A 23,240-nucleotide genomic window follows, 5' to 3' on the forward strand; every position below is an offset into this window, starting at 1 on the left:
GATGAAGACTCAGTCACCTCTAATCACACTACGCGAACTGGCGCAAAAAGAGGTTGAAAAAGCCGCAGGTCAGTTAGGCCAAGTGCGTCAAGCATATCAACAAGCTGAACAACAGCTGAATATGTTGTTAAACTATCAAGATGATTATCGCCAGAAACTGACAACCACGATGTCAGATGGGATAGCTAATAATAGTTGGCAGAATTATCAACAATTTATACAAACATTAGATAAAGCCATTGAACAACACAGGCAACAACTTTTACAGTGGACTTCGCGATTAGACTTGGCGATGAAAGCATGGCAAGAGAAACAACAGCGGTTAAATGCATTTGAAACATTGCAAGATCGTGAAATGACAAGACAAATTGCTAAAGATAACCGTATAGAACAAAAACAGATGGATGAATTCGCCCAACGGGCCTCACTGAGGAAAACAGAATAATGAACCTGCCTGCACTACCCATTACGCCAAATACGGGCGATACCAGCAGTTCAGTCGCTTCTCTGTCGAATCAGGGTGAGTTACCGAAAGATTTTATTGAGCTATTGGGAAAACACTTATCACTCTCTTCAGCATCGTCTAACAGTAAGACTGTTGTCGGAGCAGAAGCAGATAAAGACGCCATGCTCACAGCGTTAGGAAAAGACATCAGCGTATTGAACGGCGACGACCTGAACGCCCTGCTTTCATCATTCAGCTCTTTATCTGGTTCATTGTCATCGTCCGAAAAACGCCTACCTCATGACGCAGGATCATCCGATAAAGCAGAAAAATCAGCATCAAAAGAAGGTGAACAAGTTACCGACGCAGCAACGGCGGCGGCAATGCAGGCCTTATTCGCCATGCTGCCAACAGCATCCGGTTCTGCAGCCATCACCGATGACAATATTACTGATAAATTGCAAAATGCTGGTCTTAATTTGTCTGAATTTCTTGGCACCAAACGTCAGGGTACAACGGCGCTATCCGAGACCGATCGGGCAGATAATGAGATTCAAGATGCCCTCTCCCAGCGATCAAACGCATCTATCTTCGCTGAATCTCATTCAGCATCTGGTTCTTCGCGTTTTGCAAAACCGACGTCTTCCATGGATCAATCTGCTGATGACGTAACAAAATTCGCTGCCACCGCCTCAATAGCGAATAATGAACAACGTAATCAGGAACCAATCGGCGCATCTGGAAATCATCTTCAGTCCTCTCCCCTTTCTGTTACGCCAAACGTTCAATCGACATTTACTCACAGCTCTGCCACACTGGCGCAGCCTTCTGGTACACCATTGAACACACCATTTGGTTCGCAACAATGGCAGGAAGCACTAGGTCAACAAATTGTTATGTTTAGTCGTAATGGACAACAGAGTGCAGAATTACGACTTAACCCGCAAGAATTAGGTTCGCTTCATATCAGTCTGAAGATTGATGATAATCAAGCGCAAATTCATCTGGTATCAGCAAATAGTCAGGTGCGTTCTGCATTGGAAGCCGCGTTGCCTCATTTACGCAATGCGATGGCCGAAAGCGGTATTAACTTAGGTCAAAGTAGCGTAGGAAGCGACGCATCGACCTGGCAACAAGCGCAGCAACAAATGGCTAATAATGGTAATGACAGCGGTAGCACTTCTTATCAACAGCAATTCGGTGGCACATCCGAACAAGCGATTGACCCTATAGAAGTCCCTAATCATTTGCAGTCCATGGCATCTTCAGTTAATGGCGTTGATATTTTCGCCTGATGTTGAGGTAAACGAATAAGTTAACGCGATTTTTCTTGTTTATTCTCTGTATTGATCGTTTGAATAGACGGGATAATCATTAACATTACGCATTTATTTATTGCTGAGATTATCGAGCAGTAAATATTAATAAGTGACAGGAATTATCTTTGGCTATGTCTGATATGCAAGTCCGTTCAGGACGAAAGCGCTCTATTTGGCTGATATTAATGATTATTATTGCCCTTGCGGCCAGTGCTGCTGCTGGCGTTGCTTGGTGGATGTTGAATCAGAAGAATATGGCCACAGCAGAACAGGAAGTCCCCCCTCCGCCAGAGCCCGTTTTCATGCCGTTAGATACATTTACGGTGAACCTGGTCAACGCGGATCATGATCCTGATCGTGTGCTCTATGTCGGTTTTACATTGCGTTTGCCTGATGATGCAACGCGTATTCGACTGACTAACTATTTGCCAGAGGTTCGTAGCCGCTTATTACTGCTTCTGTCCCGTCAGGATGCTATTGAGCTTGCCAATGAGCAGGGAAAACAAAAACTGATAGAGCAAATTAAACAAGTTTTAAGCCCACCATTGGTCCCCGGCCAGCCTAATCAGGTCGTTACGGATGTCCTGTTCACTGCCTTTATCTTGCGGTAACCATTATGGGCGATAGCATTCTTTCACAAGCAGAAATTGACGCACTATTAAATGGTGATAGCGGCGATAATGCCAATGATGTGAAATCATCGGCAAAAATCGACGGTGACGTCAAGCCATACGATCCCAATACGCAACGCCGTGTTATTCGGGAACGTTTACAGGCTCTTGAGATTATCAATGAGCGTTTCGGTCGCCAGTTCCGTATGGGGCTGTTTAATCTTCTGCGCCGTAGTCCTGACATTACCGTTGGTCCGATAAAAATCCAGCCTTACCATGAGTTTGCAAGAAATCTCCCTGTTCCAACTAACTTGAATCTAATTCATCTAAAACCTTTGCGCGGAACAGCGCTTTTTGTATTTTCTCCGAGTTTGGTTTTTATTGCCGTTGATAACCTTTTTGGTGGAGATGGTCGATTCCCAACGAAAGTTGAGGGTCGGGAGTTTACGCACACGGAACAACGAGTCGTCAAGCGTATGTTGAAGCTGGCATTAGAGGCGTATAGCGACGCCTGGAATGCCATTTACAAGCTTGATGTCGAATATGTCCGTTCAGAGATGCAAGTCAAGTTTACCAATATTACGACGTCGCCTAATGATATTGTTGTAACGACACCATTCCATGTTGAAATTGGTTCACTTACTGGGGAATTCAATATTTGTATCCCCTTCTCTATGATCGAGCCATTGCGTGAATTATTGGCTAATCCGCCGTTAGAAAATTCTCGGCAGGAAGATCAGAGCTGGCGAGAAACGCTGGCCAAGCAAGTCCAACACTCCGAACTTGAGCTAGTAGCAAATTTCGTTGATATCCCTTTGCGGTTATCCAAAGTATTAAAATTACAGCCAGGCGATGTTTTACCTATTGATAAACCTGATAGATTGATTGCCCATGTCGACGGTGTCCCGGTTCTGACCAGTCAGTACGGAACGCTGAACGGACAATATGCTTTACGTGTTGAACACTTGATTAACCCTATTTTGAATTCTCTGGATAATGAGGAACAGCCCAATGAGTGACACCAAGAAACCGTCCGACGACAAGGAATCAGTGGACGATCTGTGGGCTGATGCATTTAACGAGCAACAGACCGCGGAAAAAAGCGCCGCAACAACAGAAGGCATATTTAAGAATCTGGAAGGTGCTGATGCTTTAGGTTCATTACAGGATATCGATTTAATCCTCGACATCCCTGTAAAACTGACCGTTGAATTGGGTCGAACCAAAATGACGATTAAAGAACTATTGCGCCTATCACAAGGTTCTGTCGTTGCACTGGATGGTTTAGCTGGAGAGCCGCTGGATATATTAATCAATGGCTATCTCATCGCTCAAGGCGAGGTTGTCGTTGTTGCGGATAAGTATGGGGTACGTATTACCGATATCATCACACCATCTGAACGTATGCGTCGTCTGAGTCGCTAATGCCAACAACTGTTACATCGTCTTCTATCACAACGGGTCAGTCATCAACGCTTGCCACTGACCCGCCGATTACCGGTAGCATGCTATTCACACAGGTGAGTAGCATGCTAGGTGGTGTCTTACTGCTTATTTTCTTAATTGCCTGGCTGGTACGAAAACTCGGTTTTGCTCCGCAGGTAAAACAAAATAAACGATTAAAAGTAGTTTCTAGCTGTCCTGTGGGTCCACGCGAACGGGTGGTGATTGTCGAGGTTGAAAATACCTGGCTTGTCCTCGGTGTCACCTCACAGCATGTTACGGCTTTGCACACTCTCCCTGCGCAGCCAACCGATAATTTATCAGCTACAGATACCAAATCAGTGGACTTTAATCGATTATTGACGAAAGTCCTAAAGCGTCCGGAAAAATCGGAATGAGTCTATTACCTCGCTTGTTATCTACTATTGCGTGCTTTCGTTTTCTTCGCACTGTCACGGCGATTTTGCTATTCGTATTTGCGCCATCGGTATGGGCTCAGTTACCAGGGATCGTGACACAACCACTCGCAAACGGCGGTCAAAGTTGGACACTACCTGTCCAAACGCTCGTATTTTTGACATCCTTAACCTTTATTCCGGCTGCTTTATTGATGATGACCAGCTTTACCCGCATCATCATCGTGCTCAGCTTATTGCGTAATGCCCTTGGCACCCCAACTGCACCACCTAATCAGGTCCTGTTAGGATTAACGCTTTTCCTGACCTTTTTTGTGATGTCCCCCGTGTTGAATCGTGTATATGAAGAAGCCTATCTGCCATTTAGTCAGGATAGTATCAGCATGGAAGTCGCCATCGATCGCGGGGCTGAACCATTACGTGAGTTTATGCTACGCCAGACACGAGAAACGGATTTAGCCTTATTTACACGGCTTGCTGAAATACCAGAAATTCAAGGCCCGGAAGCCGTCCCAATGCGTGTATTATTGCCTGCATTTGTCACCAGCGAGTTAAAAACAGCTTTCCAAATTGGTTTTACTATCTTTATTCCCTTTCTTATCATCGACCTGGTCGTTGCCAGCGTATTGATGGCATTAGGGATGATGATGGTTCCTCCAGCCACTATTTCGTTACCCTTCAAGCTGATGTTGTTTGTTTTGGTCGATGGCTGGCAATTATTACTCGGTTCACTTGCGCAAAGTTTTTATAGCTAGCATGGAAAATTACAGAGGAATAGCGATATGACGCCAGAATCTGTTATGGCGCTAGGTTATGAGGCCATGAAGATTGCATTGGCTCTGGCCGCTCCGCCACTGCTTTCTGCTTTGCTAAGCGGACTCATTATCAGTTTGTTACAGGCCGCGACCCAGGTAAACGAAATGACACTGTCTTTTATTCCTAAGATTCTGACAGTATTTCTTACTCTGGTCATCGCTGGTCCATGGATGTTAAACCTGATGCTAGACTATATGCGCACGCTATTCGGTCAGCTGCCGCATATTATTGGTTAACAATGCTAACGTTTAGCAGCGGGGATATGATCAACTGGGTTAATCAATTTTTTTGGCCCTTTGTCAGAATTCTTGCACTGATCACGGTTGCTCCCGTTTTCAATGAACGTGCGATTATCGCGAGAGTAAAAATAGGTTTAGCGCTACTCATTACCATCCTTGTTGCCCCCTATTTACCCTTAAACGCCACCCCTATTTTTTCTGCCGCTGGTATATGGATTCTTATTCAGCAGATTCTGATTGGCGTAATGCTGGGCCTTTCAATGCAGTTAGCTTTTGCAGCCATCCGCTATGCCGGGGAGTTAATTGGCTTACAAATGGGATTAGGGTTTGCCACGTTCTTCGACCCATCGGGTGGTCCAAATATGCCGGTATTGGCCCGCTTCCTTAATATTTTGGCCATGTTACTATTTCTTACTTTTAATGGGCATCTTTGGCTAATATCGTTGCTGGCAGACAGTTTTCATACATTACCAGTGAGTACAAACCCGATTAACAGCTACGCCTTTCTAGCACTTGTTCGAGCCGGTGGCTTAATTTTTATTAATGGCCTCATGTTAGCCCTACCTATCGTCACATTGTTGTTAACTATCAACATGTCTCTCGGTTTATTGAATCGCGTTGCACCACAGCTATCCATTTTCGTCGTCGGTTTTCCGATCACGTTGACAATTGGCATCATGACTATCGGCCTGTTGATCCCTTTACTTGCCCCTTTTGCAGAACACCTATTCAGTGAGTTTTTTGATCTGTTAGCCGATATTCTGTCTCAATTACCCCGTTCTTCTTGATTGTTTTAAGCAAGATGACTTCATTCACCTCACCACATTATTCCATTGAGTAAAAATCCACCTGCGTAGCAGGTGGCATTGAATGTGCCCCATAGGGGCGTACTAAAATCTCTAAAAAGAAGTCTCTGCCAGTCCCGTTAAACTTAAATCAAAAGACAATAAGGCGGAGCCAAAACATACTGATGACCACGCCCACAGGACGTGGTTTTTAGTTAGCAATAAAATTGCCAGAGTTAGTTCTGACAGTTACGTCAATAGATAACACAATTAGTGATTGGATAGTCATATGAGAGTAATAGCGGTCGGGGATAGCTGACAAGACGTTACAATAGAGTATATTGTCGCCAATTATTAAAGAGAAGAAATAAAAAACGGTACGCTACCTATTAATATGATGGAACAGGTAGCATACCCAACAAATACGCCCGGTTTAAGCGTATTCAAACTCACAGAAGAGATATTCGTTTATCGCGACATCCCGCTAAACATTAACGGTTTATCTGAAACAACGACATACCCTGCATATTTTGGAACGTCGTATATGAAGCCTGTAATGAAGATTGCTTCATAATATAGGCAGAGATAGCTGCCACCCAGTCAGTATCCTGCAATTGGCTCTGGGCTTCTGTATTAGCCAATTTACGGTCTTCACCGATTGAATCTAATTTGTCGAGTTCATCCAACTGAACCCCCAAAGACGACTCTACTGCCGAAAGGTTATTTACTGAATTACGCAACCCGCGATTCGTTTTATCCAGTGCGGCGGACAAGGCCTCCTGAGCTGCGGTATCGCCTTCAGCAATCGGTGTTTTTAATGCAGCAATTGCAATATCTAACGTTTCAAATAAATCGGACTGAGTAGCACTCCCATCTGGCTCTTTCACTGCATCGCCAGTCACGCCAGAGAATACCTGAGAACCGATATGGCTCACCGTCATACTGCGACTAGCATCAACCTGTTGGGAAATAGATGTTTGTCCGCCGACATAACTTACTTTTTTGGTTACTGGGTCCTCAACAAAAGGCGGCTTATCCGTTTGATAACCGGCAAAAATGTAACTACCATTACCGTCTGTTGTATTAGCAATATTTAATAGCTGAGCCTTTATTCCTTCTAATACCAGGGCATGGGTATTACGGTCGTCATTCGTTCTTACCCCACCAGCACTGGTTACTTCCCCTAATGCTGACGTGACGGCATTGACTGTACTTTTTATTATCGATGCTTCAAACGACATGCCTTGACGGGCAAACGTTCGAGCCAACTTATATTGTTCCGTCTCTGCCTGGGATTGACCAATCATAATAGACTGCGATGCAGCAATAGGATCATCAGATGGATTAACTACCCGTTTTCCACTTGCTAGTTGCTCACCCGATTTTTGCCAAATAGATTGATTATCCAGAATACCATTCAAATTCTGCTGATATATCATGCTAGTACTTAAGCGCATGGTATGAATTCCTCTTTAATCAATAGTTAATTAGCTACGGATAGACAACAATGCATCAAATAATGCCTGTGCAGTCTGAATAACTTGAGCATTCGCCATGTAATACTGTTGGAAACGCATTAAATCACCGTACTCTTCATCCAAGTTCACACCAGAAACAGACTGTTGCTCGATAGTCAATTGTTTGACAACGTTGACCTGAGAAGTGTTGTTGATCTTCAGCGTATTCGTTTCATTACCAATTTGACCAACCAGCCCTGCGTAAGCACCAGATAATGTTGATTTCCCTTCAACAACTTTTGTATTCTGCAACGCGAGTAAAGCCTTCGCGTTAGTATTGTCCTTAGGACCACCAAATTCATATACAGGATTACCATCAGCGTCAACGACAGGACTTCCATTTCCGTCGACCTTCTGAACACGATTACCATTCTCATCCAGTTTAAAAGATGCTGCTGCAATTTTGTTAGCATCAGTGATGGCGACGTCCATATCAACAATAACGTCTTTCACTGGTTTCAAAATAAAACTATCACCCTTTTGTGGAGCCGTTCCAGCAACGGTCACCTCTAACCCTTCAAAGGACAGTTTCCCATCCGCATCAGGCGTCATTGAACCCAGTGTCGTATTAGTCGATAGTCGAGTTACATTCCAGTTTGTGCCATTAAACTCAAGCTTATAATCGGTAGCCTGCACAGCTTTACTATCGGTAAATGCAGCGGTTAACACCGCATCACCTGTATTTTTTGCGTTATTTAATACGGTCGGAGAACCAATCTTAAAGAAATCGCCGCCTGGTTCCCCCGTAAAATCAAATCCAGCCTTATGCTGAGTATTAAAGGCATCAGCAAATGCCAACGCCAGTTGCCCAATCTGATTACGAGTATTATCTAACGTACCACTTCTAAACGATAACAATCCGCTTAATGAACCGCCGCTGATCGTGTTTTCAGCAATTTCGATCGTGCCAATAACAGCATCTTTGTACCCCACCGTGGTTCTTGCCGGATCACCACTAGAAGGAATCGCTTCCAACTCAGCACTATTCATTCCTTGAACCAAACTCAAACCATTTTTTAACGAAACATGATAAAGCGTGCCATCCTGCACAGTAACATCAACGCCAACCAGCGTATTCAACTTATCCACCAACAAATCCCGCTGGTCGTATAAATCATTCGGCACCGCACCCTGATTAGCACCTAAAAGACGAGTAATTTCTTTATTCAGATTAGCTATCTGGCTGCTATAGGTGTTTACCTGACCAACAATACTGTCAACCTGAGTGTTGATATTGCTATTCATATCACCCAGATATTTATCCGTTACTTTAAACTGATTGACCAAGCCTTCTGCTTTACCAAGCATCGTTTGACGCGTTGCCGAATCATCTGCGTTATTCGCTAAATTTTGGAGGTTGGTAAAAAACGCCTGAATAGTGGATGAAAGATTCGTTGTGCTATTCGCTAACAGATTATCAATCTTGGAGATTTGCTCGTAGTTTGCTGAAACTGAACTACTCGTCGCTTGTGCCGAACGCAGCTGGTTAGAAATGAATTCGTTATAATCTCGGTTAATCGACACAAGATTAACGCCATTACCAATATAGCCAGCAGACGTTTTCGTCCCCATTGCCTGTTCAATTAATGCATTTTGTCGGCTATACCCCGTCACCGCCTGATTACTGATGTTATTACTTACGGTGCTCAACGCCGCCTGTGCCGCTTTCAAACCACTCATCGCGGTATTAATTAAATTGGACATGTAGACTTCCTTTTACACAGGCGAATATGCCTTGCACGATTAACAAAATGTCATAAGTGATCGCGTCACTACCTATCTGACCTGAGTAAGTTATCGGCCTGACGCACTAAATCTTGAGAGAAAAATCAGAACAGCTGGCTTAAATCATGGGTATAGGCCTTCACGGCCTTTTCACTCGTCGTTTTCATTTGTTGAATCATACTGACCAATTTTTTCGCATATTGCGGATCGGTTGCATAGCCCGCATTCTGCAATGCATGAGCGGCTTGCTCAGCCGTATTTGCATTGGCGACATCCGCATAACGCGGATTTTTTGTCAGCAATTTCACATAATCGCCAATTGCCTCAAAATACGAGTCATAAACACGGAAACTGGCTTTGACTTTCTTCGCTACACCTTGCTCATATTCCGTTGTCATAATCTCTGTTACCGGGCCATCCCAACTGCTTCCGGCTTTAATACCAAATAAATTATGACTTGGGCGCCCATCTTTTGTCGGGATCTCCCGCTGTCCCCACCCGGATTCCAATGCAGCCTGAGCAATAATAAGATGATGAGGGATCCCACTTTGTTGACTGGCAATTTGCGCCGGCAATGCAAGACGAGAAACAAAGTTACTGTTTGTCAACGGCAATGCTGAACCACCGGTTGGTAATGTAGGAAGCGCTTTACGGACCATCTGCTCGACCACTTCAGCTGAAGTACTTTTTAGCACGGTACCATCAAATGTTAACGGAATTGATGGCTTGGCAGAATCTGCCTCATCTGCAGGCACGCCTTGCGCAGCCGTCAGTTGTCGAACCATCACATCAGCCAGTCCTAAACCTTTTCCAGATGCGATATGCTGAGACATCTGCTGATCATACATAGACGTGTACAAACGCGTTTGGTCGCTATTAAACAAACCATCCTCTGGAATAGCCTCTCTCATGCTTTTCATCATCATTTGCACAAAAATACCTTCCATTTGACGCGCGACATCCCGGATTGCCTCCTTGCTCTGAGGATTTGTCGTGACATCGCGTTTCAATGCATTTAATGACTGTGCATCATAGGCGGCATTATTGAGTGACTGAATATCGGCCATTAGATGATTTCCAATTTGGCACGTAAACAACCCGCACTTTGCATAGCTTGCAGAATAGACATCAGTTCCATCGGCGTCGCACCTAATGAGTTCAACGTACGAACGACATTGTTTAGGTTAGCACTGGAGTTAACCCGCTGTAGCGAACCACCAGACTGTTGTACCGCAATTTCCGTCTGTGGTGTCACCACTGTTTGCCCGCCGCCAAACGGTGTATTAGGCTGACTGACGTTGGCCTGCTGATTAATCGTTACCGATAAGTTGCCCTGAGCCACGGCACAACTATCTAAAATGACATCACGGTTCATGACAACAGATCCCGTGCGTGAGTTAATAACAACCTTGGCATCTTGAATACCAATATTAACTTCAACATTCTGGATATCAGCGAGGAAACGGACCTGAGAACTGTTGCCGTGCGGCGCTAATACTTGAATAGTTCGAGAATCGAGAGGCTTGGCACTACCGCCATACCCAGCACGGTTAATGGCATCGCTGACTTTCTGCGCCATCGAAAAATCATCGTTTTTCAATTGCAGCATAATCACGTTAGACGAACCGAATGTACTGGGCAGCTCCCGTTCAATTACCGCACCATTACTGATTCGCCCACCGGCAAGCTGGTTGACCTGAACGCTGCTGCCCCCTGCAGAAGCCCCCGCGCCCCCGACCAATAAGTTACCCTGTGCAAGCGCATAAACCTGATTATCCACGCCTTTCAATGGCGTCATCAGCAATGTTCCACCGCGCAAGCTTTTCGCATTACCTAATGAAGACACGACAACGTCAATGTTCTGCCCTGCTCTTGCAAAAGGCGGTAGATTTGCCGTTACCATCACAGCGGCAACATTTTTAAGCTGCATGTTAGTGCCAGCAGGAACCGTGATACCTAACTGAGAAAGCATATTGCTTAAGCTCTGAGTGGTAAACGGTGTTTGCATCGTTTGGTCACCGGAACCGTCGAGCCCTACGACCAAACCGTAACCAATCAAAGCGTTGTCACGCACGCCCTGAACCGTAACCAAATCACGGATTCTGTCAGCTGACGCTGGCATTGCGATCAATGTCAGCAACGTAAACAGTACGGTGAAAAATGATGTTATTCGCATAACGGGCCTCGTAAGTTTAGAACGGGGAAACATTGAGGAAGAACCGCTGTAACCAGCCCATGTTCTGCGCTTCATTAATATAACCATTACCAACGTATTCAATACGTGCGTCTGCTACTTGTGTTGATGGTACGGAGTTATTACCACTAACCGTTCTTGGATTAACAATCCCAGAAAAACGAATAAACTCGGTCCCTTGATTGATCGCTATCTGTTTTTCACCGACGACTTGCAAATTACCGTTAGCCAAGACCTGAGATACCGTAACGGTTATCGTGCCGCTAAACGTATTGTTTGCTTTTGCACCGCCGCTGCCTTCAAAATCATTCGTCCCGGTGGCATTCAACGCAGCACGATTATTCCCTAGCGGCCCTTCCAAGTAGCGTGGTGTCGCCGTCAACCCAAATGTCGATGATCCATCACGACTGGCATTCGCCGATGAGCTTTTGCTCGCACTCACATTTTCCTGCAACACGATAGTCAATATGTCACCCACATTACGTGGGCGACGATCCTCAAACATCGGCTGATAGCCATAATTCATCGGCTGAACGGTTTGAAAGATTGAACCATTAGGACCAGCTAATGATGGTTGGGCTGGCTGGGCCGTTGTTGGCCCTGTGACAACTTTATCATGCGGAATATAGGCGCAACCATTAAGTGCTAAAGGCACGATCAATGCCAATAGATGGGGTCGATAAAATCGTTTGATAATCGACTTTGCATTCATCATCACTACAGATATCGCCTTAAGTTATTCTATCTCACACATTCATGGAGAAAGGTTGAACCTCGTATGACCGCTTATAGCGGCCATTATTCTCCATTAATCACAGACCTGCACAACAATGTGTCAAATTACAGTTGGGTCAGTTTCTGCAACATCTGATCTGATGTCGAAACCGCTTTACTGTTAATTTCATAGGCTCGCTGTGTCTGAATCATCGACACCAATTCTTCAGCCACATTCACATTCGATGTTTCAACATATTTTTGACGCAAGAGACCCGCGCCATTCAGCCCAGGGTTAGTTTCATTTGGCGCACCGGAACTCGTTGTTTCCAGATAGAGATTTTCGCCAATGCTTTCTAATCCGCTGTCATTAATAAAGGTGGCCAGCGTAAACTGTCCGATTTGGTTAGCAGCAGCCTGTCCCTGGACTTTCACACTAACGATACCATCACGTCCAATAGATAGTTCCGTCGCATTTGCCGGAATGGTAATCGCCGGTTGTACCAGATAACCACTCGATGTCACCAGTTGTCCGTTGCCGTCAAATTGAAACGCACCATCACGCGTGTATGCCGTTGTGCCATCTGGTAGTTGGACCTGAAAGAACCCTTGACCTTCTATGGCGACGTTCTTCGAGTTGCCCGTCTCCATCATATTGCCCTGAGTATGAATACGCTCAGTAGATACCGGGCGAACCCCCGTACCCAATTGAAGACCTGATGGCAATGTGGTTTGCTCTGACGATTGAGCACCCGGTTGGCGGACAGTTTGGTACAGTAAGTCTTCAAATACCGCACGTTGACGCTTAAAACCATTCGTACTGACGTTAGCCAAGTTATTGGAAATAACATCCATATTGGTCTGCTGTGCGTTCAGGCCGGTTTTCGCGATCCACAAAGAACGAATCATTTAATTACTCCTCTTAGCTCATCGCTAATATTTGATTAGCACGCTGTGCGTTATCATCAACGCTACTAATCACTTTCATCTGCATTTCAAAGCGACGAGCGTTAGCAATCATATCTACCATCGTATCGACCGAGTTAACATTACTGTTTTCAAGCACTCCCGGCATGATACGCACAGTAGGGTCATTCGGTAAAACGTTGCCACGCTGCTGCTGAGCCTGAGCGGTTAAGCGAAAAAGGCCGTCATCAGATCGGCTGACTTCTTGCCCGGTGGCTTTCACCAGTTTTAACCGCCCCAATTGCGCCATGGTATTCGGAGGATCGCCCGCGTTTAACACAGAGATCGTCCCATCGGCAGAAATAGAAACCTGCGCCTGAGGAGGAATGTCGATCGGTCCACCATCCCCCACCACAACACGGCCCTGAATGGTCAATTGCCCATCCGCATTGATTTCCATATTACCATTACGGGTGTAAGCTTCGCCGCCATCGGCGGTTTGCACCGCTAACCAACTTTCCTTAGGCAAAGCGACATCCATTGCACGGCCGGTATAATCCATCACCCCTTCCGTCATATCTACACCCGGCGTAGACGCAACGACCAACGTACGAGTAGGATGCGTTACCCCATTGACAGGCACCGCCCTCAACGCTGACAACTGCGCTCTAAAACCCGGCGTTGAAGCATTTGCCAGATTGTTAGCGGTAACGGCTTGTTTTTCAAGCGTCTGACTAGCTCCGCCCATCGCGGTATAAATGGCGTGATCCATGCAATGTCCCCGTTATGATAATTAACGCAGGCTAACCAGCGTTTGTAGGATGGAATCCTGCGTTTTAATCGTCTGCGCGTTAGACTGGTAATTACGTTGAGCAACAATCATGTTGACCAGCTCTTTACTCATATCCACGTTAGAACCTTCTGTCGCGTTGCCCTTAAGTTTCCCAAGGCTTCCCGATCCGGCGACACCAACAACAGCCTGGCCTGATCTGTCTGTATCTGACCAAACGTTATCCCCCTGAGGAGAAAGTCCTTCAGGGTTGGAAAAACCAGCCAGCGCGATTTGTCCAAGAACCTGTGTTTTGGTATTGGAATAAGAGGCCACGACCGTACCATCATTATTCACGCTGTAACCCGTCAGGTTACCCGGAGCATAGCCATCTTGCGTTGGAGATTTATTACTGTTGGAGCCAAAGTTCTGCTGCAGGCTACCAGCAAAATCTAAAGTAAAGTTTGTCTGAGTGGAACCATTCAATGTATTTAAAGTTAGTTGACTTGGCCCTGTTGTAGGCGTAGTCGCAGGGGGAATAATCTGGCTCTGAGAGGTTAACTTACCACTTCCATCGAATGTTAACTGAATCTGGGTGAAATCATCCGCAGGATCCGCCGAAATCGGAAGAGAATCATCACGAACATTCACTGTCCATTGATTATCTCCTGTTTTTACAAAATACAACCCCATGTTATGGACATTTCCCAAAGAATCATATGTGGTTAACGTGCCTTTATAGCTATTTGTCGATGCGGGGTTAGCAGGATCAAACACTTGTGTTGGCGCGGAGGAGTTCAGATTCGCCAACATTGATGCCACCGTCGTGGCTTTGGATGGCATGGCAGTTTCGGGAATACTTAATGGAACAGGATCCGCCCCTTGTTGAATCGTCGGCGGCGTACCCGTTGCGGGATAACCTGTCAATTGCATACCCTGCATATTGATGATGTTACGCGTAGCGCCATCTAACGTAAATTGGCCGTTACGGCTGTAATAGATGCTGCCATTCGTATCTTGCATACGGAAAAAGCCGCCGCCACTGATCGCCACATCTAAATTACGGGAACTACTATTCAATGAACCATCACCAAAATCCTGCATCACCGCCGCGACTTTGGTCCCCATCCCCACGTTACCACCTGCAAACATGTCAGCAAAAGAAATGGTGCCCGCTTTAAAACCAACTGTTGCCGAGTTAGCAATGTTATTGCCAATCACGTCCAGATTATTGGACGCTGCATTTAAACCACTAACCGCCTGAGAAAAACTCATACCGTTCTCCAGATGAATTGATTAAACCGTATTCCAGACACCACAACCTGCTGAAATAACATGAATTTATTAATTAAGAACACAATGTGTTATAGAATCTGCCGTACATTATCCAGCGTCGCTTTGCCGCGCAGGCCTAAGTCCAGCAACGCACCAGAATCATTCCGTGTGACGCCAGTAACCTGTGCATAATGTAACGGTTGGACAGTCTGCTGAGCCCCACCCGTACTGGCGGCGATAGAAATGGTATACGCACCATCTGGTGCGACCGTACCATCAGCCAGTTTGCTATCCCAACTGTATGAGTGAACCCCCGCAGATAAGGTACCCAACTCCATCGTTTGTACCGCTTTGCCAGTACTATCACTAATCGTCACGGTCACGTTTTCCGCAGCGCTTTCCAACTCAAGTCCAAATGGCGTACTGGTTCCCTTACCCACAAGAACTTCGGTGCCTGGGATCATGACACCATGACCAATCAACGTTGTTGCCTGTAACGATTGGTTATTATTAATCTGTCCGGAAATAGCGCCCAGCGTAGTGTTAAGCTTCTCAATACCACTCACGGTATTCAGTTGCGCCAACTGGCTAACCAGTTGGTTGTTATCCATTGGATTGGTAGGATCCTGATTCTTTAATTGTGCAACCAACAACGTCAGAAATTGGTTCTGCAAATCAACGCTGCTATTTCCTGTCGCTGAATTGCTGGCTGTGCTACTACTCGTGCCTGAAGTACTTTGAGCCGAGTAAGAATCATTTATCGTTACAGACATTAGCGCATCTCCCGATTATTGCCCGATAGTTAATGTCTTCAACATCATCGTCTTTGTTGTGTTCAAGACTTCCACGTTGGCCTGATAGCTCCTGGACGCAGAGATGGTGTTAACCATCTCTGCTACGGGATCCACATTCGGCATACGCACATACCCTTGCCCATCGGCCAAAGGATTGCCGGGCTCATAGACCAGACGAGCTGGCGAGGGATCCTCAATGACATTCGCAACGCGCACCCCCCCGGTTGATTGCCCCGGAGCGGCGTTGACTTCAAATACAACCTGTTTGGCACGATAAGGCTGACCATCAGGTCCAGTAACGCTATCCGCATTTGCCAGATTACTGGCACTCACATTCAAGCGCTGAGATTGCGCTGAAAGTGCAGAACCTGAAATTTCAAATATATTTAATAACGACATAAGTGCTTACCTTCTATCGCATCTCGCGCTGCTATCACGAGCCGGATTGTAATACCGACATCATGCCCTTAATCTGACCGCTCAATACGGTTAAACTCGTTTGATATTTCAGGCTATTATCAGCAAAATTAGTCCGCTCACGATCCATATCGACGGTATTACCATCCAACGCAGGCTGATCAGGGATCCGATACAACAGATCGAGCTCAGGCGGCTGGAAGTTCTGCGCAGGGATATGTCTTACTGACGTTGTTTTCAACGCAATACCCGTGCCTTCAGCTCGTCCTTGCTCCATCACTTTATTGAGCTGGCTTGCAAAATCGATATCACGAGCCTGATAGCCTGGCGTATCAGCATTGGCAATGTTTGCGGCCAGGATTTCCTGCCGCTGGGCACGCAAGTTCAACGCTTCTTGCTGAAACTGCAATGAGGCGTTCAATTTATCGAGCATGCTCCCTCCGCAAGTTAGAATTTGGAGCGGATAGGATAATTCTCATTATCGCGATGTCATCGAATGAATAGGCATAAAATGCAGCGCTATTTGTTGCCTTAACCTACCCATGATGTCATTACACTAATTAACATATGGTTTGCTGTTGTCGGAGAGCGCTAATGAAGGTAAAAAAGTCTATCCTTGGTCTACTCACTACAGGCTGGGTACTGCTGAGTGGATATGCGCTTGCAGCCCCCCTCTCTGTACAAATCAATCAGTTTTTCTCCGATCGATTTCAGGGCAGTTCAAATACCGTTAAAGTCATTATAAAATCCCCGGAATCACAGTGGCCTCAGTGTGAGAACCCACAAATTTCGTTGCCGGGAAATACCCGAGTTTGGGGGAACATCAGCGTTTCAGTCCGTTGTGGTCAAGTTCGTCGTTTTATTCAGACTGAAGTACAGGTGACCGGCCATTATGTCGTCAGCGCCAAAATGGTCTCTCGGGGAACAAAACTGGATGAAAAAGATCTTCGATTAAATCAGGGGCGTCTTGATCAACTACCGCCACGAACGCTGCTCACCGCAAAGGATGCGCAAGGTGCTGTTGCACTGAGGGATTTGGTGCCCGGCCAACCAATAACGACGTCAATGTTACGTCGTTCCTGGGTGATAAAGGCAGGTCAAAATGTCCCCATTCTTGTCCAGGGTGAGGGGTTTACCGTTAACAGTGAAGGTAAAGCCATAAACAATGCCGCAGCGGGTCAATCCGTCAGAGTAAGAACGAGTTCGGGACAGATAGTGAGCGGTACAGCCAGCGAGGATGGGATTATTCTGATCTCACAGTAATTTATTAAAGATTCTTTTATGGTTGCCGATGATATACTCAAGGCAGTTATTGGCATGATGCAAACCTATTTGAATATCGAGAGATGCTTATCCGCATCGGCTTGATTATTAATCTATTTTACCCTCATCTTAGAGGCAATCATTATGAGTATTGAACGTACCCAATCGCTCAAGCCTGTCAGTCAGGTACAAGCACGAGAACAGGGTGATGTGTCCAAGGCAAAAAGAAAACAACCTGAAGCTCAAGGTGAAGTCAGCGCTACGCAGGTTAAGCTAAGCGATGCACAAGCCAAACTCATGCAACCAGGTGTTCAAGACATCGACATGAATCGCGTTGAGACACTAAAACAGGCTATTCGTGATGGCTCACTGAAAATCGATGTTGAAAAAATTGCCGACGCCTTAATAAAAGACACTCAGGACTTTTTAGCGGGAAACCAGTAAATAATGGAAAAGCTGCAAGCGATACTCGATCAATTACTCGATACCCTGCAAACGCTTGATAAAGTGATGTCGGAAGAACAGACTTTACTGTGCGCAGGGCAGATCAATAGTATCGCGCTTCAGCAAGTTACCGAGGAAAAAAGCTCTTTATTAACGACGATTCAGTATCTTGAAAAAGGTCGGCACGACACAGAGTCTGCATTAAAATTACAAGCCCCTTATGATGGATATGAGCTTTTATCCGCTGGTTGGCTGTCCATTCAAGCGTTAACGCAAAGTCTGCATGACAAAAATCAGCATAACGGTATGTTGCTCAATCAACACATATCACATACCAACGAAGCGATCAGAATACTCAAACCTCGCCATGGACAAAGCTTATATGGCCCAGATGGTCAGTCAAAAGGTTTGATAGTAGGTGGACGTAAAATCAATATGTAATATATCCGCTATATTTCAAGTGATATGCACATACGCGCTGTCTACGACTTGAGTTATTAGGGTATATGTTTAGCGTCATTTTCTTGAATCACTCAATCAAATATCTGACCCTACAATCACACCATTAGGTGTGTTTTTGTATTTATTCATAGTTGACAGCCAGATCAATGCTTCGCACATTAAATGCGGGTATTAATCGGCCACCGCCCTCAATGTAATAGACAAACCGAAACTCACTATTCGCAGGTGTACCGCTAAACGCCTGAGTCTGACCCACACCATTATCGACATTCACGCAACGTTGCGCGGTACATAGTTTGATAAATAAGCCAGGAGGTGCTGGCCTATCCGTTTCCGAACGCCAATAAATGATGGTGACCTTGCTGTCATGCATGACGCCTTGTGCTGGCGACGGCAAAAAGGCAGGAGATGAAGCGACTTCACCACGATAGTTGAGGGTAACCCCGGCACGGCTTGCATCCCAACTCCCCTGAGCAGCATGCCCTGACATCGAAAATAACGTGAATACGGAGAAAAACAACAAGCCAGCAACGACCCGATTAATATTGAAATGAATCATGCCTGTGTCTCTCCAATGATCGAAGTCATACGGATCTGTCGGCTATCACTGATTTCCAGATTAGACAGCACAGCCATATTCGGCAGGCTACGATGTAAGAAGCGCGCAAGTAAAGCACGCAGTGCATGGTTAACCAGTAGAACAGGCGGTGCCCCTAACATTTCCTGTCGCTGCAATGCACTTTTCGCCTGAACCAATAAACGATCGGCCAACCCAGGTTCTAACCCACCACCACCTTGCAGTGCTTGTAGCAACAGGCGTTCTAATGAACCTTCCAGTCCAATAACCTGAAGTTCAGCCTCTCCAGGGAACCACTGTTGAGTAATCGCACGCCCTAACGCGACACGAACTACCGTAGTCAACTCATAAGGATCAGGCTGTACTGGCGCATGCTCGGCAAGCGTCTCCATAATCGTTCTCATGTCGCGGATAGAAACACGTTCACTTAAGAGATTCTGTAAAACTTTATGCAACGTTGTCAGTGTGACGACGCCAGGAATAAAGTCTTCTGTCAGTTTCGGCATTTCCTGTGCGACACGATCCATCAATTGTTGCGCTTCCTGACGCCCAAACAGCTCACTCGCATGCACACTAATTAAGTGATTTAGATGGGTTGCCACTACCGTGCTCGCTTCTACAACGGTATACCCTTGAGTCTGAGCTTGCTCTTTCAGCGCATTTTCTATCCAAATCGCAGGCAAACCAAATGCAGGATCTTGCGTAACCTCACCGGGAAGATCCCCCACCGCATTACCAGGATTAATTGCCATCCAGCGCCCGGGGTGAGCTTCACCACTGCCGATTTCTACCCCTTTCATCAAAATACGATAACTAGCTGGCTGGAGCTCAAGGTTGTCACGAATATGAACCACCGGAGGAAGATATCCCATTTCCTGAGCAAATTTCTTTCTGATGCTACGAATACGACCTAACAGTTCACCATCCTGTTGGAAATCAACCATCGGGATAAGCCGATACCCCACTTCCATGCCTAATGGGTCTTCCAGTTGAACATCAGACCAACTGGCTTCAACAACCGGCTGTTTTTCCAGTGTGGCCGGGGCCGAGGAAACAGCTGGTGACTTTTGTTGTTCGCCACGCATCCACCATGCCATCCCCAGCAATGACGCAGTGAAAAGCAGAAAGACAAAATTAGGCATACCAGGAACTAAGCCAATCAACCCTAAAACTGCGGCACTCAGCACCATGACCCGCGGATTGTTGAACAGTTGGGTGACCATCTGTTGCCCTACATCCTGATCGGTACTGACCCGGGTAACAATAACACCGGCCGCAGTAGAAATAACCAATGCCGGAATTTGCGCAACCAGACCATCACCGATAGTCAACAACGTATAGCTTTCAGCCGCTTGTCCAACAGGCATATTGTGTTGAACGACACCAACAAGCAATCCGCCAATAACGTTAATCACCATGATCATCAAACCCGCGATGGCATCGCCGCGCACAAATTTACTGGCACCGTCCATTGAACCGTAAAAATCGGCTTCCTGAGTCACTTCAGCCCGTCGTTTTTTAGCCTCATCTTCACCAATCAATCCAGCATTGAGATCGGCATCAATAGCCATCTGTTTGCCTGGCATTCCATCAAGGACAAAACGCGCACCGACCTCTGCAATACGTCCTGCACCTTTGGTAATAACCATAAAGTTGATTAAAACGAGAATGATAAAAACGACAATACCGATAGCAAAATTACCACCCACAAGAAAATGGCCGAATGCTTCAACCACCTTCCCTGCCGCCGCGGTCCCGGTGTGGCCTTCCAGCAAGATAATACGCGTAGAAGCAACGTTAAGGGATAAACGCAGCAACGTAGAAAATAAGAGAATGGTCGGGAATGCGGCAAATTCCAAGGTTCGTTGCGTGAACATAGCGACCAGCAACACCATGATGGAAAGTGCGATATTAAAGGTAAACAGCAAGTCCAAAACGAAAGGCGGAAGAGGGAGTACCATCATGGACAAAATTAACAGGATCAATACAGGTCCGGCTAATATTTGCCACTGAGAGCCTTTCAAATTAGTGGGTAAACGAAGCAAAGAGGCCAGATTAGCCATCAGTTAAATTCTCTTTAGCAAAATCCAGTGCGTCCGGCACTGGTAGATGTTTAGGTTTTCTCGGAATCAACCCACCTTCACGTTTCCAACGCTTCAGTTGATAAACCCAAGCTAATACCTCTGCAACAGCAGCATATAGATCGGCCGGAATATGATGCCCGACCTCAGAATGACGATATAACGCACGCGCTAACGGAGGCGCTTCCAAAACAGGGATCCGATGTTCCGCCCCTAACTCTCTAATTCGCAAAGCAATCTCACCCGCCCCTTTTGCCAGCACTTTCGGCGCGTTCATCTTTTTCTCGTCATATTGCAGTGCGACTGAATAATGGGTTGGGTTTGTCACGATCACATCTGCTTTAGGCACATCCGCCATCATTCTCCGCTGAGCCATCGCCCGCTGCTGTTGACGAATTCTACCCTTAACATGCGGATCGCCTTCATTTTCTTTGTGTTCATCACGAATTTCCTGCTTGGTCATCCGTAATTTTTTAATATGGCTCCAAATCTGCCAAAACACATCGAACGCGACCATTGGCACAAGGCCAACAATCACCAAAAAACCACAAATAACAGCCAGATTCAATGCATTTCCCAACGCTGCTATTGGCGGCTCTGAAATCAGATGCAACATTTTCGGCCAATTATGCATTAAAAACCAAGCAGTAATAATACCGACCATCATCGACTTCAAGATGGCTTTAAACAATTCAGCCAGGGATTGAGAAGAAAACAGCCTTTTTAACCCTGAGAGTGGATTTAGTTTCTTAAAATCGACTTTTATCGACTTAGTGCTGAATAAAACACCACCCAATAGCATTGGTGCGGATAAGGCGACCAATACGCATCCAAGCATAATAGGAATAAGAGCAGAAACAGCCTGCCGTAGCAATACGCCGATATGACGTAACATGGCACTATCATCGCCAATAGTTTCATGATCAAAAGAAAGTCCCTGGCTCACCATGCCTGCGAGCTTATGTGCCATTGACTCCCCTCCCATCCAAAGAATGGCTAACCCCGCCATCATCATGAGAATGGACGTCAATTCACGGGAACGGGGGATCTGGCCTTCTTCTCGCGCCTTCTCCTCTTTGTGGGGAGTGGGGGATTCTGTTTTTTCCAGATCGCTATCTTCAGCCACTGCAGCGTTCCTGTTATTACAACATGGGTAGGAATTCTCTGCTTAGCATGACAAATATGAGAAATTTTTATGGCTGGAACAACGAGGGAAACTGACGTTTCTTTTACGGATAGTCACGCATGAAAAGCAAACGCTGATTCAGCTATTTATGGTCATAAAATTGGCCATAAATAGCCAGAATAACGTGATATCTCATGAAAAAATAAATAAATTACATTCTTTCGCGATACATCAATGAAACTAAAAACCGAGACTATCCAGAAGATCATCCACTTGATCCTGGCTAGAAACAACACCTGCGGCATTTTTATCCAACTGAGGGCCATTTAACAAACCATCATTAGGACGTTTAGGTGCATCAGGTTTTTCAGGGATATTTTCCAGAAGAACCATTAACAGTTGTTTTTCTATTTCCTGAACAACATCCATCATTCGCTTGATGACCTGACCAGTCAGATCCTGGAAATCCTGAGCCATCATGATTTCCAACAGTTGCGCATTAGTGAACGACGTGTGCTGAGGAACATCCTCGAGATAACTACGAGTATCCGTGACCAATTCACGAGCATCAGCAAGCTCAATTGGATTTTCGAACCATTGATCCCAACGCGTTTTTAATGACTTAGCACCAGACTCTAATTGGTTCTGTCGCGGCTGTGCAGCTTCAACACAGCTCAACGCTCTTTCCGCTGCCTGAGCAGTCATTTGAACAACGTAATCAAGACGATCACGAGCATCAGGAATCGCTTCTGCGGCTTCGGCAATCGCATTATCCAGCCCTAACTCGCGCAGACTATCGCGCAGCATACGAGTTAATTGGCCGATACGAGAAATAATCTCTGTCGCCGAAGCCGTATCACTAACGGATGGCATAGGATGAGAATGTGGCGTCATAAGATCCC

The 23,240-nt window shown here is 45.9% G+C and carries 27 protein-coding genes; 12 read left to right on the top strand and 15 right to left on the bottom strand.

Going from position 1 to position 23,240, the window contains the following annotated elements; all coding sequences use genetic code 11:
* Nucleotide 1: 1 nt before the first annotated feature.
* From fliJ to fliR, 9 genes are all read left to right on the top strand, one after another.
* Complete coding sequence (gene fliJ / locus ACKPVM_RS04380; RefSeq protein ID WP_409307213.1) at nucleotides 2-445, top strand: flagellar export protein FliJ; 444 nt, start codon at nucleotides 2-4, stop codon at nucleotides 443-445.
* Nucleotides 445-1,740: a flagellar hook-length control protein FliK gene (locus ACKPVM_RS04385; protein ID WP_409307215.1), complete on the top strand. Its 1,296-nt coding sequence runs from the start codon at nucleotides 445-447 to the stop codon at nucleotides 1,738-1,740. Before fliJ ends, ACKPVM_RS04385 begins: the two co-directional genes overlap by 1 nt.
* A gap of 155 nt (nucleotides 1,741-1,895) precedes the next feature.
* Nucleotides 1,896-2,375 carry a flagellar basal body-associated protein FliL gene (fliL, locus tag ACKPVM_RS04390; RefSeq protein WP_409307217.1) on the top strand — a complete coding sequence of 160 codons (480 nt, stop codon included), beginning with the start codon at nucleotides 1,896-1,898 and terminating at the stop codon, nucleotides 2,373-2,375.
* A gap of 5 nt (nucleotides 2,376-2,380) precedes the next feature.
* Nucleotides 2,381-3,394, top strand: a complete 1,014-nt coding sequence (gene fliM, locus ACKPVM_RS04395; RefSeq protein ID WP_409307219.1) for a flagellar motor switch protein FliM — start codon at nucleotides 2,381-2,383, stop codon at nucleotides 3,392-3,394.
* Nucleotides 3,387-3,800: a flagellar motor switch protein FliN gene (fliN, locus tag ACKPVM_RS04400; RefSeq protein WP_409307220.1), complete on the top strand. Its 414-nt coding sequence runs from the start codon at nucleotides 3,387-3,389 to the stop codon at nucleotides 3,798-3,800. The genes fliM and fliN overlap by 8 nt, the downstream gene beginning before the upstream one ends.
* Nucleotides 3,800-4,216 (top strand): flagellar biosynthetic protein FliO, encoded by a 417-nt coding sequence (gene fliO / locus ACKPVM_RS04405; RefSeq protein WP_409307222.1) that lies wholly within the window; start codon nucleotides 3,800-3,802, stop codon nucleotides 4,214-4,216. The genes fliN and fliO overlap by 1 nt, the downstream gene beginning before the upstream one ends.
* Complete coding sequence (fliP, locus tag ACKPVM_RS04410) at nucleotides 4,213-4,989, top strand: flagellar type III secretion system pore protein FliP (RefSeq protein WP_409307224.1); 777 nt, start codon at nucleotides 4,213-4,215, stop codon at nucleotides 4,987-4,989. Before fliO ends, fliP begins: the two co-directional genes overlap by 4 nt.
* A 27-nt stretch (nucleotides 4,990-5,016) precedes the next feature.
* Nucleotides 5,017-5,286, top strand: coding sequence for a flagellar biosynthesis protein FliQ (gene fliQ, locus ACKPVM_RS04415; RefSeq protein ID WP_409307225.1), 270 nt, complete (start codon nucleotides 5,017-5,019; stop codon nucleotides 5,284-5,286).
* Nucleotides 5,287-5,288: 2 nt separating this feature from the next.
* A complete protein-coding gene (gene fliR, locus ACKPVM_RS04420; RefSeq protein ID WP_409307227.1) occupies nucleotides 5,289-6,077 on the top strand; it encodes a flagellar biosynthetic protein FliR in 789 nt (262 codons plus the stop codon).
* Nucleotides 6,078-6,565: 488 nt separating this feature from the next.
* On the opposite strand, the gene flgL is transcribed toward fliR, so the two are convergent.
* From flgL to flgB, 11 genes are all read right to left on the bottom strand, one after another.
* Complete coding sequence (flgL, locus tag ACKPVM_RS04425) at nucleotides 6,566-7,531, bottom strand: flagellar hook-associated protein FlgL (RefSeq protein ID WP_409307229.1); 966 nt, start codon at nucleotides 7,529-7,531, stop codon at nucleotides 6,566-6,568.
* Between the two features lie 30 nt (nucleotides 7,532-7,561).
* Entirely contained in the window at nucleotides 7,562-9,295 is a 1,734-nt protein-coding gene (gene flgK, locus ACKPVM_RS04430; RefSeq protein WP_409307231.1) for a flagellar hook-associated protein FlgK, read from the bottom strand.
* Between the two features lie 125 nt (nucleotides 9,296-9,420).
* A complete protein-coding gene (flgJ, locus tag ACKPVM_RS04435) occupies nucleotides 9,421-10,383 on the bottom strand; it encodes a flagellar assembly peptidoglycan hydrolase FlgJ (protein ID WP_409307233.1) in 963 nt (320 codons plus the stop codon).
* Entirely contained in the window at nucleotides 10,383-11,492 is a 1,110-nt protein-coding gene (locus ACKPVM_RS04440; RefSeq protein WP_409307234.1) for a flagellar basal body P-ring protein FlgI, read from the bottom strand. The genes flgJ and ACKPVM_RS04440 overlap by 1 nt, the downstream gene beginning before the upstream one ends.
* 16 nt (nucleotides 11,493-11,508) lie before the next feature.
* Nucleotides 11,509-12,222, bottom strand: coding sequence for a flagellar basal body L-ring protein FlgH (gene flgH, locus ACKPVM_RS04445; protein ID WP_409307396.1), 714 nt, complete (start codon nucleotides 12,220-12,222; stop codon nucleotides 11,509-11,511).
* 128 nt (nucleotides 12,223-12,350) lie between these two features.
* Nucleotides 12,351-13,133 (bottom strand): flagellar basal-body rod protein FlgG, encoded by a 783-nt coding sequence (gene flgG, locus ACKPVM_RS04450; protein ID WP_409307236.1) that lies wholly within the window; start codon nucleotides 13,131-13,133, stop codon nucleotides 12,351-12,353.
* Nucleotides 13,134-13,146: 13 nt separating this feature from the next.
* Nucleotides 13,147-13,902, bottom strand: coding sequence for a flagellar basal body rod protein FlgF (locus tag ACKPVM_RS04455; protein ID WP_409307238.1), 756 nt, complete (start codon nucleotides 13,900-13,902; stop codon nucleotides 13,147-13,149).
* Nucleotides 13,903-13,923: 21 nt separating this feature from the next.
* Entirely contained in the window at nucleotides 13,924-15,174 is a 1,251-nt protein-coding gene (flgE, locus tag ACKPVM_RS04460) for a flagellar hook protein FlgE (RefSeq protein ID WP_409307240.1), read from the bottom strand.
* 89 nt (nucleotides 15,175-15,263) lie between these two features.
* Entirely contained in the window at nucleotides 15,264-15,947 is a 684-nt protein-coding gene (gene flgD / locus ACKPVM_RS04465) for a flagellar hook assembly protein FlgD (RefSeq protein ID WP_409307242.1), read from the bottom strand.
* A 15-nt stretch (nucleotides 15,948-15,962) separates the two neighbouring features.
* Nucleotides 15,963-16,367, bottom strand: coding sequence for a flagellar basal body rod protein FlgC (gene flgC / locus ACKPVM_RS04470; protein WP_409307243.1), 405 nt, complete (start codon nucleotides 16,365-16,367; stop codon nucleotides 15,963-15,965).
* 34 nt (nucleotides 16,368-16,401) lie between these two features.
* The gene (gene flgB, locus ACKPVM_RS04475; protein ID WP_409307245.1) at nucleotides 16,402-16,818 is read right to left on the bottom strand and encodes a flagellar basal body rod protein FlgB; all 417 of its coding nucleotides are present in this window, start codon (nucleotides 16,816-16,818) and stop codon (nucleotides 16,402-16,404) included.
* Between the two features lie 161 nt (nucleotides 16,819-16,979).
* Here flgB and flgA point away from each other — a divergent pair, with 161 nt between their 5' ends.
* The 3 genes from flgA (at nucleotide 16,980) to ACKPVM_RS04490 (ending at nucleotide 18,533) form a co-directional block, all read left to right on the top strand.
* A complete protein-coding gene (gene flgA, locus ACKPVM_RS04480; protein ID WP_409307246.1) occupies nucleotides 16,980-17,648 on the top strand; it encodes a flagellar basal body P-ring formation chaperone FlgA in 669 nt (222 codons plus the stop codon).
* Between the two features lie 144 nt (nucleotides 17,649-17,792).
* Nucleotides 17,793-18,092 (top strand): flagellar biosynthesis anti-sigma factor FlgM, encoded by a 300-nt coding sequence (gene flgM / locus ACKPVM_RS04485; protein WP_409307248.1) that lies wholly within the window; start codon nucleotides 17,793-17,795, stop codon nucleotides 18,090-18,092.
* Nucleotides 18,093-18,095: 3 nt separating this feature from the next.
* Nucleotides 18,096-18,533: a flagella synthesis protein FlgN gene (locus tag ACKPVM_RS04490; protein WP_409307250.1), complete on the top strand. Its 438-nt coding sequence runs from the start codon at nucleotides 18,096-18,098 to the stop codon at nucleotides 18,531-18,533.
* 142 nt (nucleotides 18,534-18,675) lie between these two features.
* Here ACKPVM_RS04490 and ACKPVM_RS04495 read toward each other — a convergent pair whose 3' ends face one another.
* The 4 genes from ACKPVM_RS04495 to cheZ all read right to left on the bottom strand — a co-directional run bounded on the left by ACKPVM_RS04495 (nucleotide 18,676) and on the right by cheZ (nucleotide 23,232).
* Nucleotides 18,676-19,113, bottom strand: a complete 438-nt coding sequence (locus tag ACKPVM_RS04495) for a flagellar protein FlhE (RefSeq protein ID WP_409307252.1) — start codon at nucleotides 19,111-19,113, stop codon at nucleotides 18,676-18,678.
* A complete protein-coding gene (gene flhA / locus ACKPVM_RS04500) occupies nucleotides 19,110-21,194 on the bottom strand; it encodes a flagellar biosynthesis protein FlhA (RefSeq protein ID WP_409307254.1) in 2,085 nt (694 codons plus the stop codon). The genes ACKPVM_RS04495 and flhA overlap by 4 nt, the downstream gene beginning before the upstream one ends.
* Entirely contained in the window at nucleotides 21,187-22,338 is a 1,152-nt protein-coding gene (gene flhB / locus ACKPVM_RS04505; RefSeq protein ID WP_409307256.1) for a flagellar biosynthesis protein FlhB, read from the bottom strand. The genes flhA and flhB overlap by 8 nt, the downstream gene beginning before the upstream one ends.
* A gap of 240 nt (nucleotides 22,339-22,578) precedes the next feature.
* Nucleotides 22,579-23,232 (bottom strand): protein phosphatase CheZ, encoded by a 654-nt coding sequence (gene cheZ / locus ACKPVM_RS04510; protein ID WP_409307258.1) that lies wholly within the window; start codon nucleotides 23,230-23,232, stop codon nucleotides 22,579-22,581.
* Nucleotides 23,233-23,240 lie beyond the last annotated feature (8 nt).

Origin of the sequence: Pectobacterium hainanensis, assembly GCF_046237015.1 — a bacterium.
Lineage (GTDB): Bacteria > Pseudomonadota > Gammaproteobacteria > Enterobacterales > Enterobacteriaceae > JBJYIN01.

Coding starts and splice junctions, on each gene's coding strand:
- fliJ (WP_409307213.1), top strand. CDS start 2: ATGAAGACTCAGTCACCTCTAATCACACTACGCGAACTGGCGCAAAAA.
- ACKPVM_RS04385 (WP_409307215.1), top strand. CDS start 445: ATGAACCTGCCTGCACTACCCATTACGCCAAATACGGGCGATACCAGC.
- fliL (WP_409307217.1), top strand. CDS start 1,896: ATGTCTGATATGCAAGTCCGTTCAGGACGAAAGCGCTCTATTTGGCTG.
- fliM (WP_409307219.1), top strand. CDS start 2,381: ATGGGCGATAGCATTCTTTCACAAGCAGAAATTGACGCACTATTAAAT.
- fliN (WP_409307220.1), top strand. CDS start 3,387: ATGAGTGACACCAAGAAACCGTCCGACGACAAGGAATCAGTGGACGAT.
- fliO (WP_409307222.1), top strand. CDS start 3,800: ATGCCAACAACTGTTACATCGTCTTCTATCACAACGGGTCAGTCATCA.
- fliP (WP_409307224.1), top strand. CDS start 4,213: ATGAGTCTATTACCTCGCTTGTTATCTACTATTGCGTGCTTTCGTTTT.
- fliQ (WP_409307225.1), top strand. CDS start 5,017: ATGACGCCAGAATCTGTTATGGCGCTAGGTTATGAGGCCATGAAGATT.
- fliR (WP_409307227.1), top strand. CDS start 5,289: ATGCTAACGTTTAGCAGCGGGGATATGATCAACTGGGTTAATCAATTT.
- flgL (WP_409307229.1), bottom strand. CDS start 7,531: ATGCGCTTAAGTACTAGCATGATATATCAGCAGAATTTGAATGGTATT.
- flgK (WP_409307231.1), bottom strand. CDS start 9,295: ATGTCCAATTTAATTAATACCGCGATGAGTGGTTTGAAAGCGGCACAG.
- flgJ (WP_409307233.1), bottom strand. CDS start 10,383: ATGGCCGATATTCAGTCACTCAATAATGCCGCCTATGATGCACAGTCA.
- ACKPVM_RS04440 (WP_409307234.1), bottom strand. CDS start 11,492: ATGCGAATAACATCATTTTTCACCGTACTGTTTACGTTGCTGACATTG.
- flgH (WP_409307396.1), bottom strand. CDS start 12,222: ATGAATGCAAAGTCGATTATCAAACGATTTTATCGACCCCATCTATTG.
- flgG (WP_409307236.1), bottom strand. CDS start 13,133: ATGATTCGTTCTTTGTGGATCGCGAAAACCGGCCTGAACGCACAGCAG.
- ACKPVM_RS04455 (WP_409307238.1), bottom strand. CDS start 13,902: ATGGATCACGCCATTTATACCGCGATGGGCGGAGCTAGTCAGACGCTT.
- flgE (WP_409307240.1), bottom strand. CDS start 15,174: ATGAGTTTTTCTCAGGCGGTTAGTGGTTTAAATGCAGCGTCCAATAAT.
- flgD (WP_409307242.1), bottom strand. CDS start 15,947: ATGTCTGTAACGATAAATGATTCTTACTCGGCTCAAAGTACTTCAGGC.
- flgC (WP_409307243.1), bottom strand. CDS start 16,367: ATGTCGTTATTAAATATATTTGAAATTTCAGGTTCTGCACTTTCAGCG.
- flgB (WP_409307245.1), bottom strand. CDS start 16,818: ATGCTCGATAAATTGAACGCCTCATTGCAGTTTCAGCAAGAAGCGTTG.
- flgA (WP_409307246.1), top strand. CDS start 16,980: ATGAAGGTAAAAAAGTCTATCCTTGGTCTACTCACTACAGGCTGGGTA.
- flgM (WP_409307248.1), top strand. CDS start 17,793: ATGAGTATTGAACGTACCCAATCGCTCAAGCCTGTCAGTCAGGTACAA.
- ACKPVM_RS04490 (WP_409307250.1), top strand. CDS start 18,096: ATGGAAAAGCTGCAAGCGATACTCGATCAATTACTCGATACCCTGCAA.
- ACKPVM_RS04495 (WP_409307252.1), bottom strand. CDS start 19,113: ATGATTCATTTCAATATTAATCGGGTCGTTGCTGGCTTGTTGTTTTTC.
- flhA (WP_409307254.1), bottom strand. CDS start 21,194: ATGGCTAATCTGGCCTCTTTGCTTCGTTTACCCACTAATTTGAAAGGC.
- cheZ (WP_409307258.1), bottom strand. CDS start 23,232: ATGACGCCACATTCTCATCCTATGCCATCCGTTAGTGATACGGCTTCG.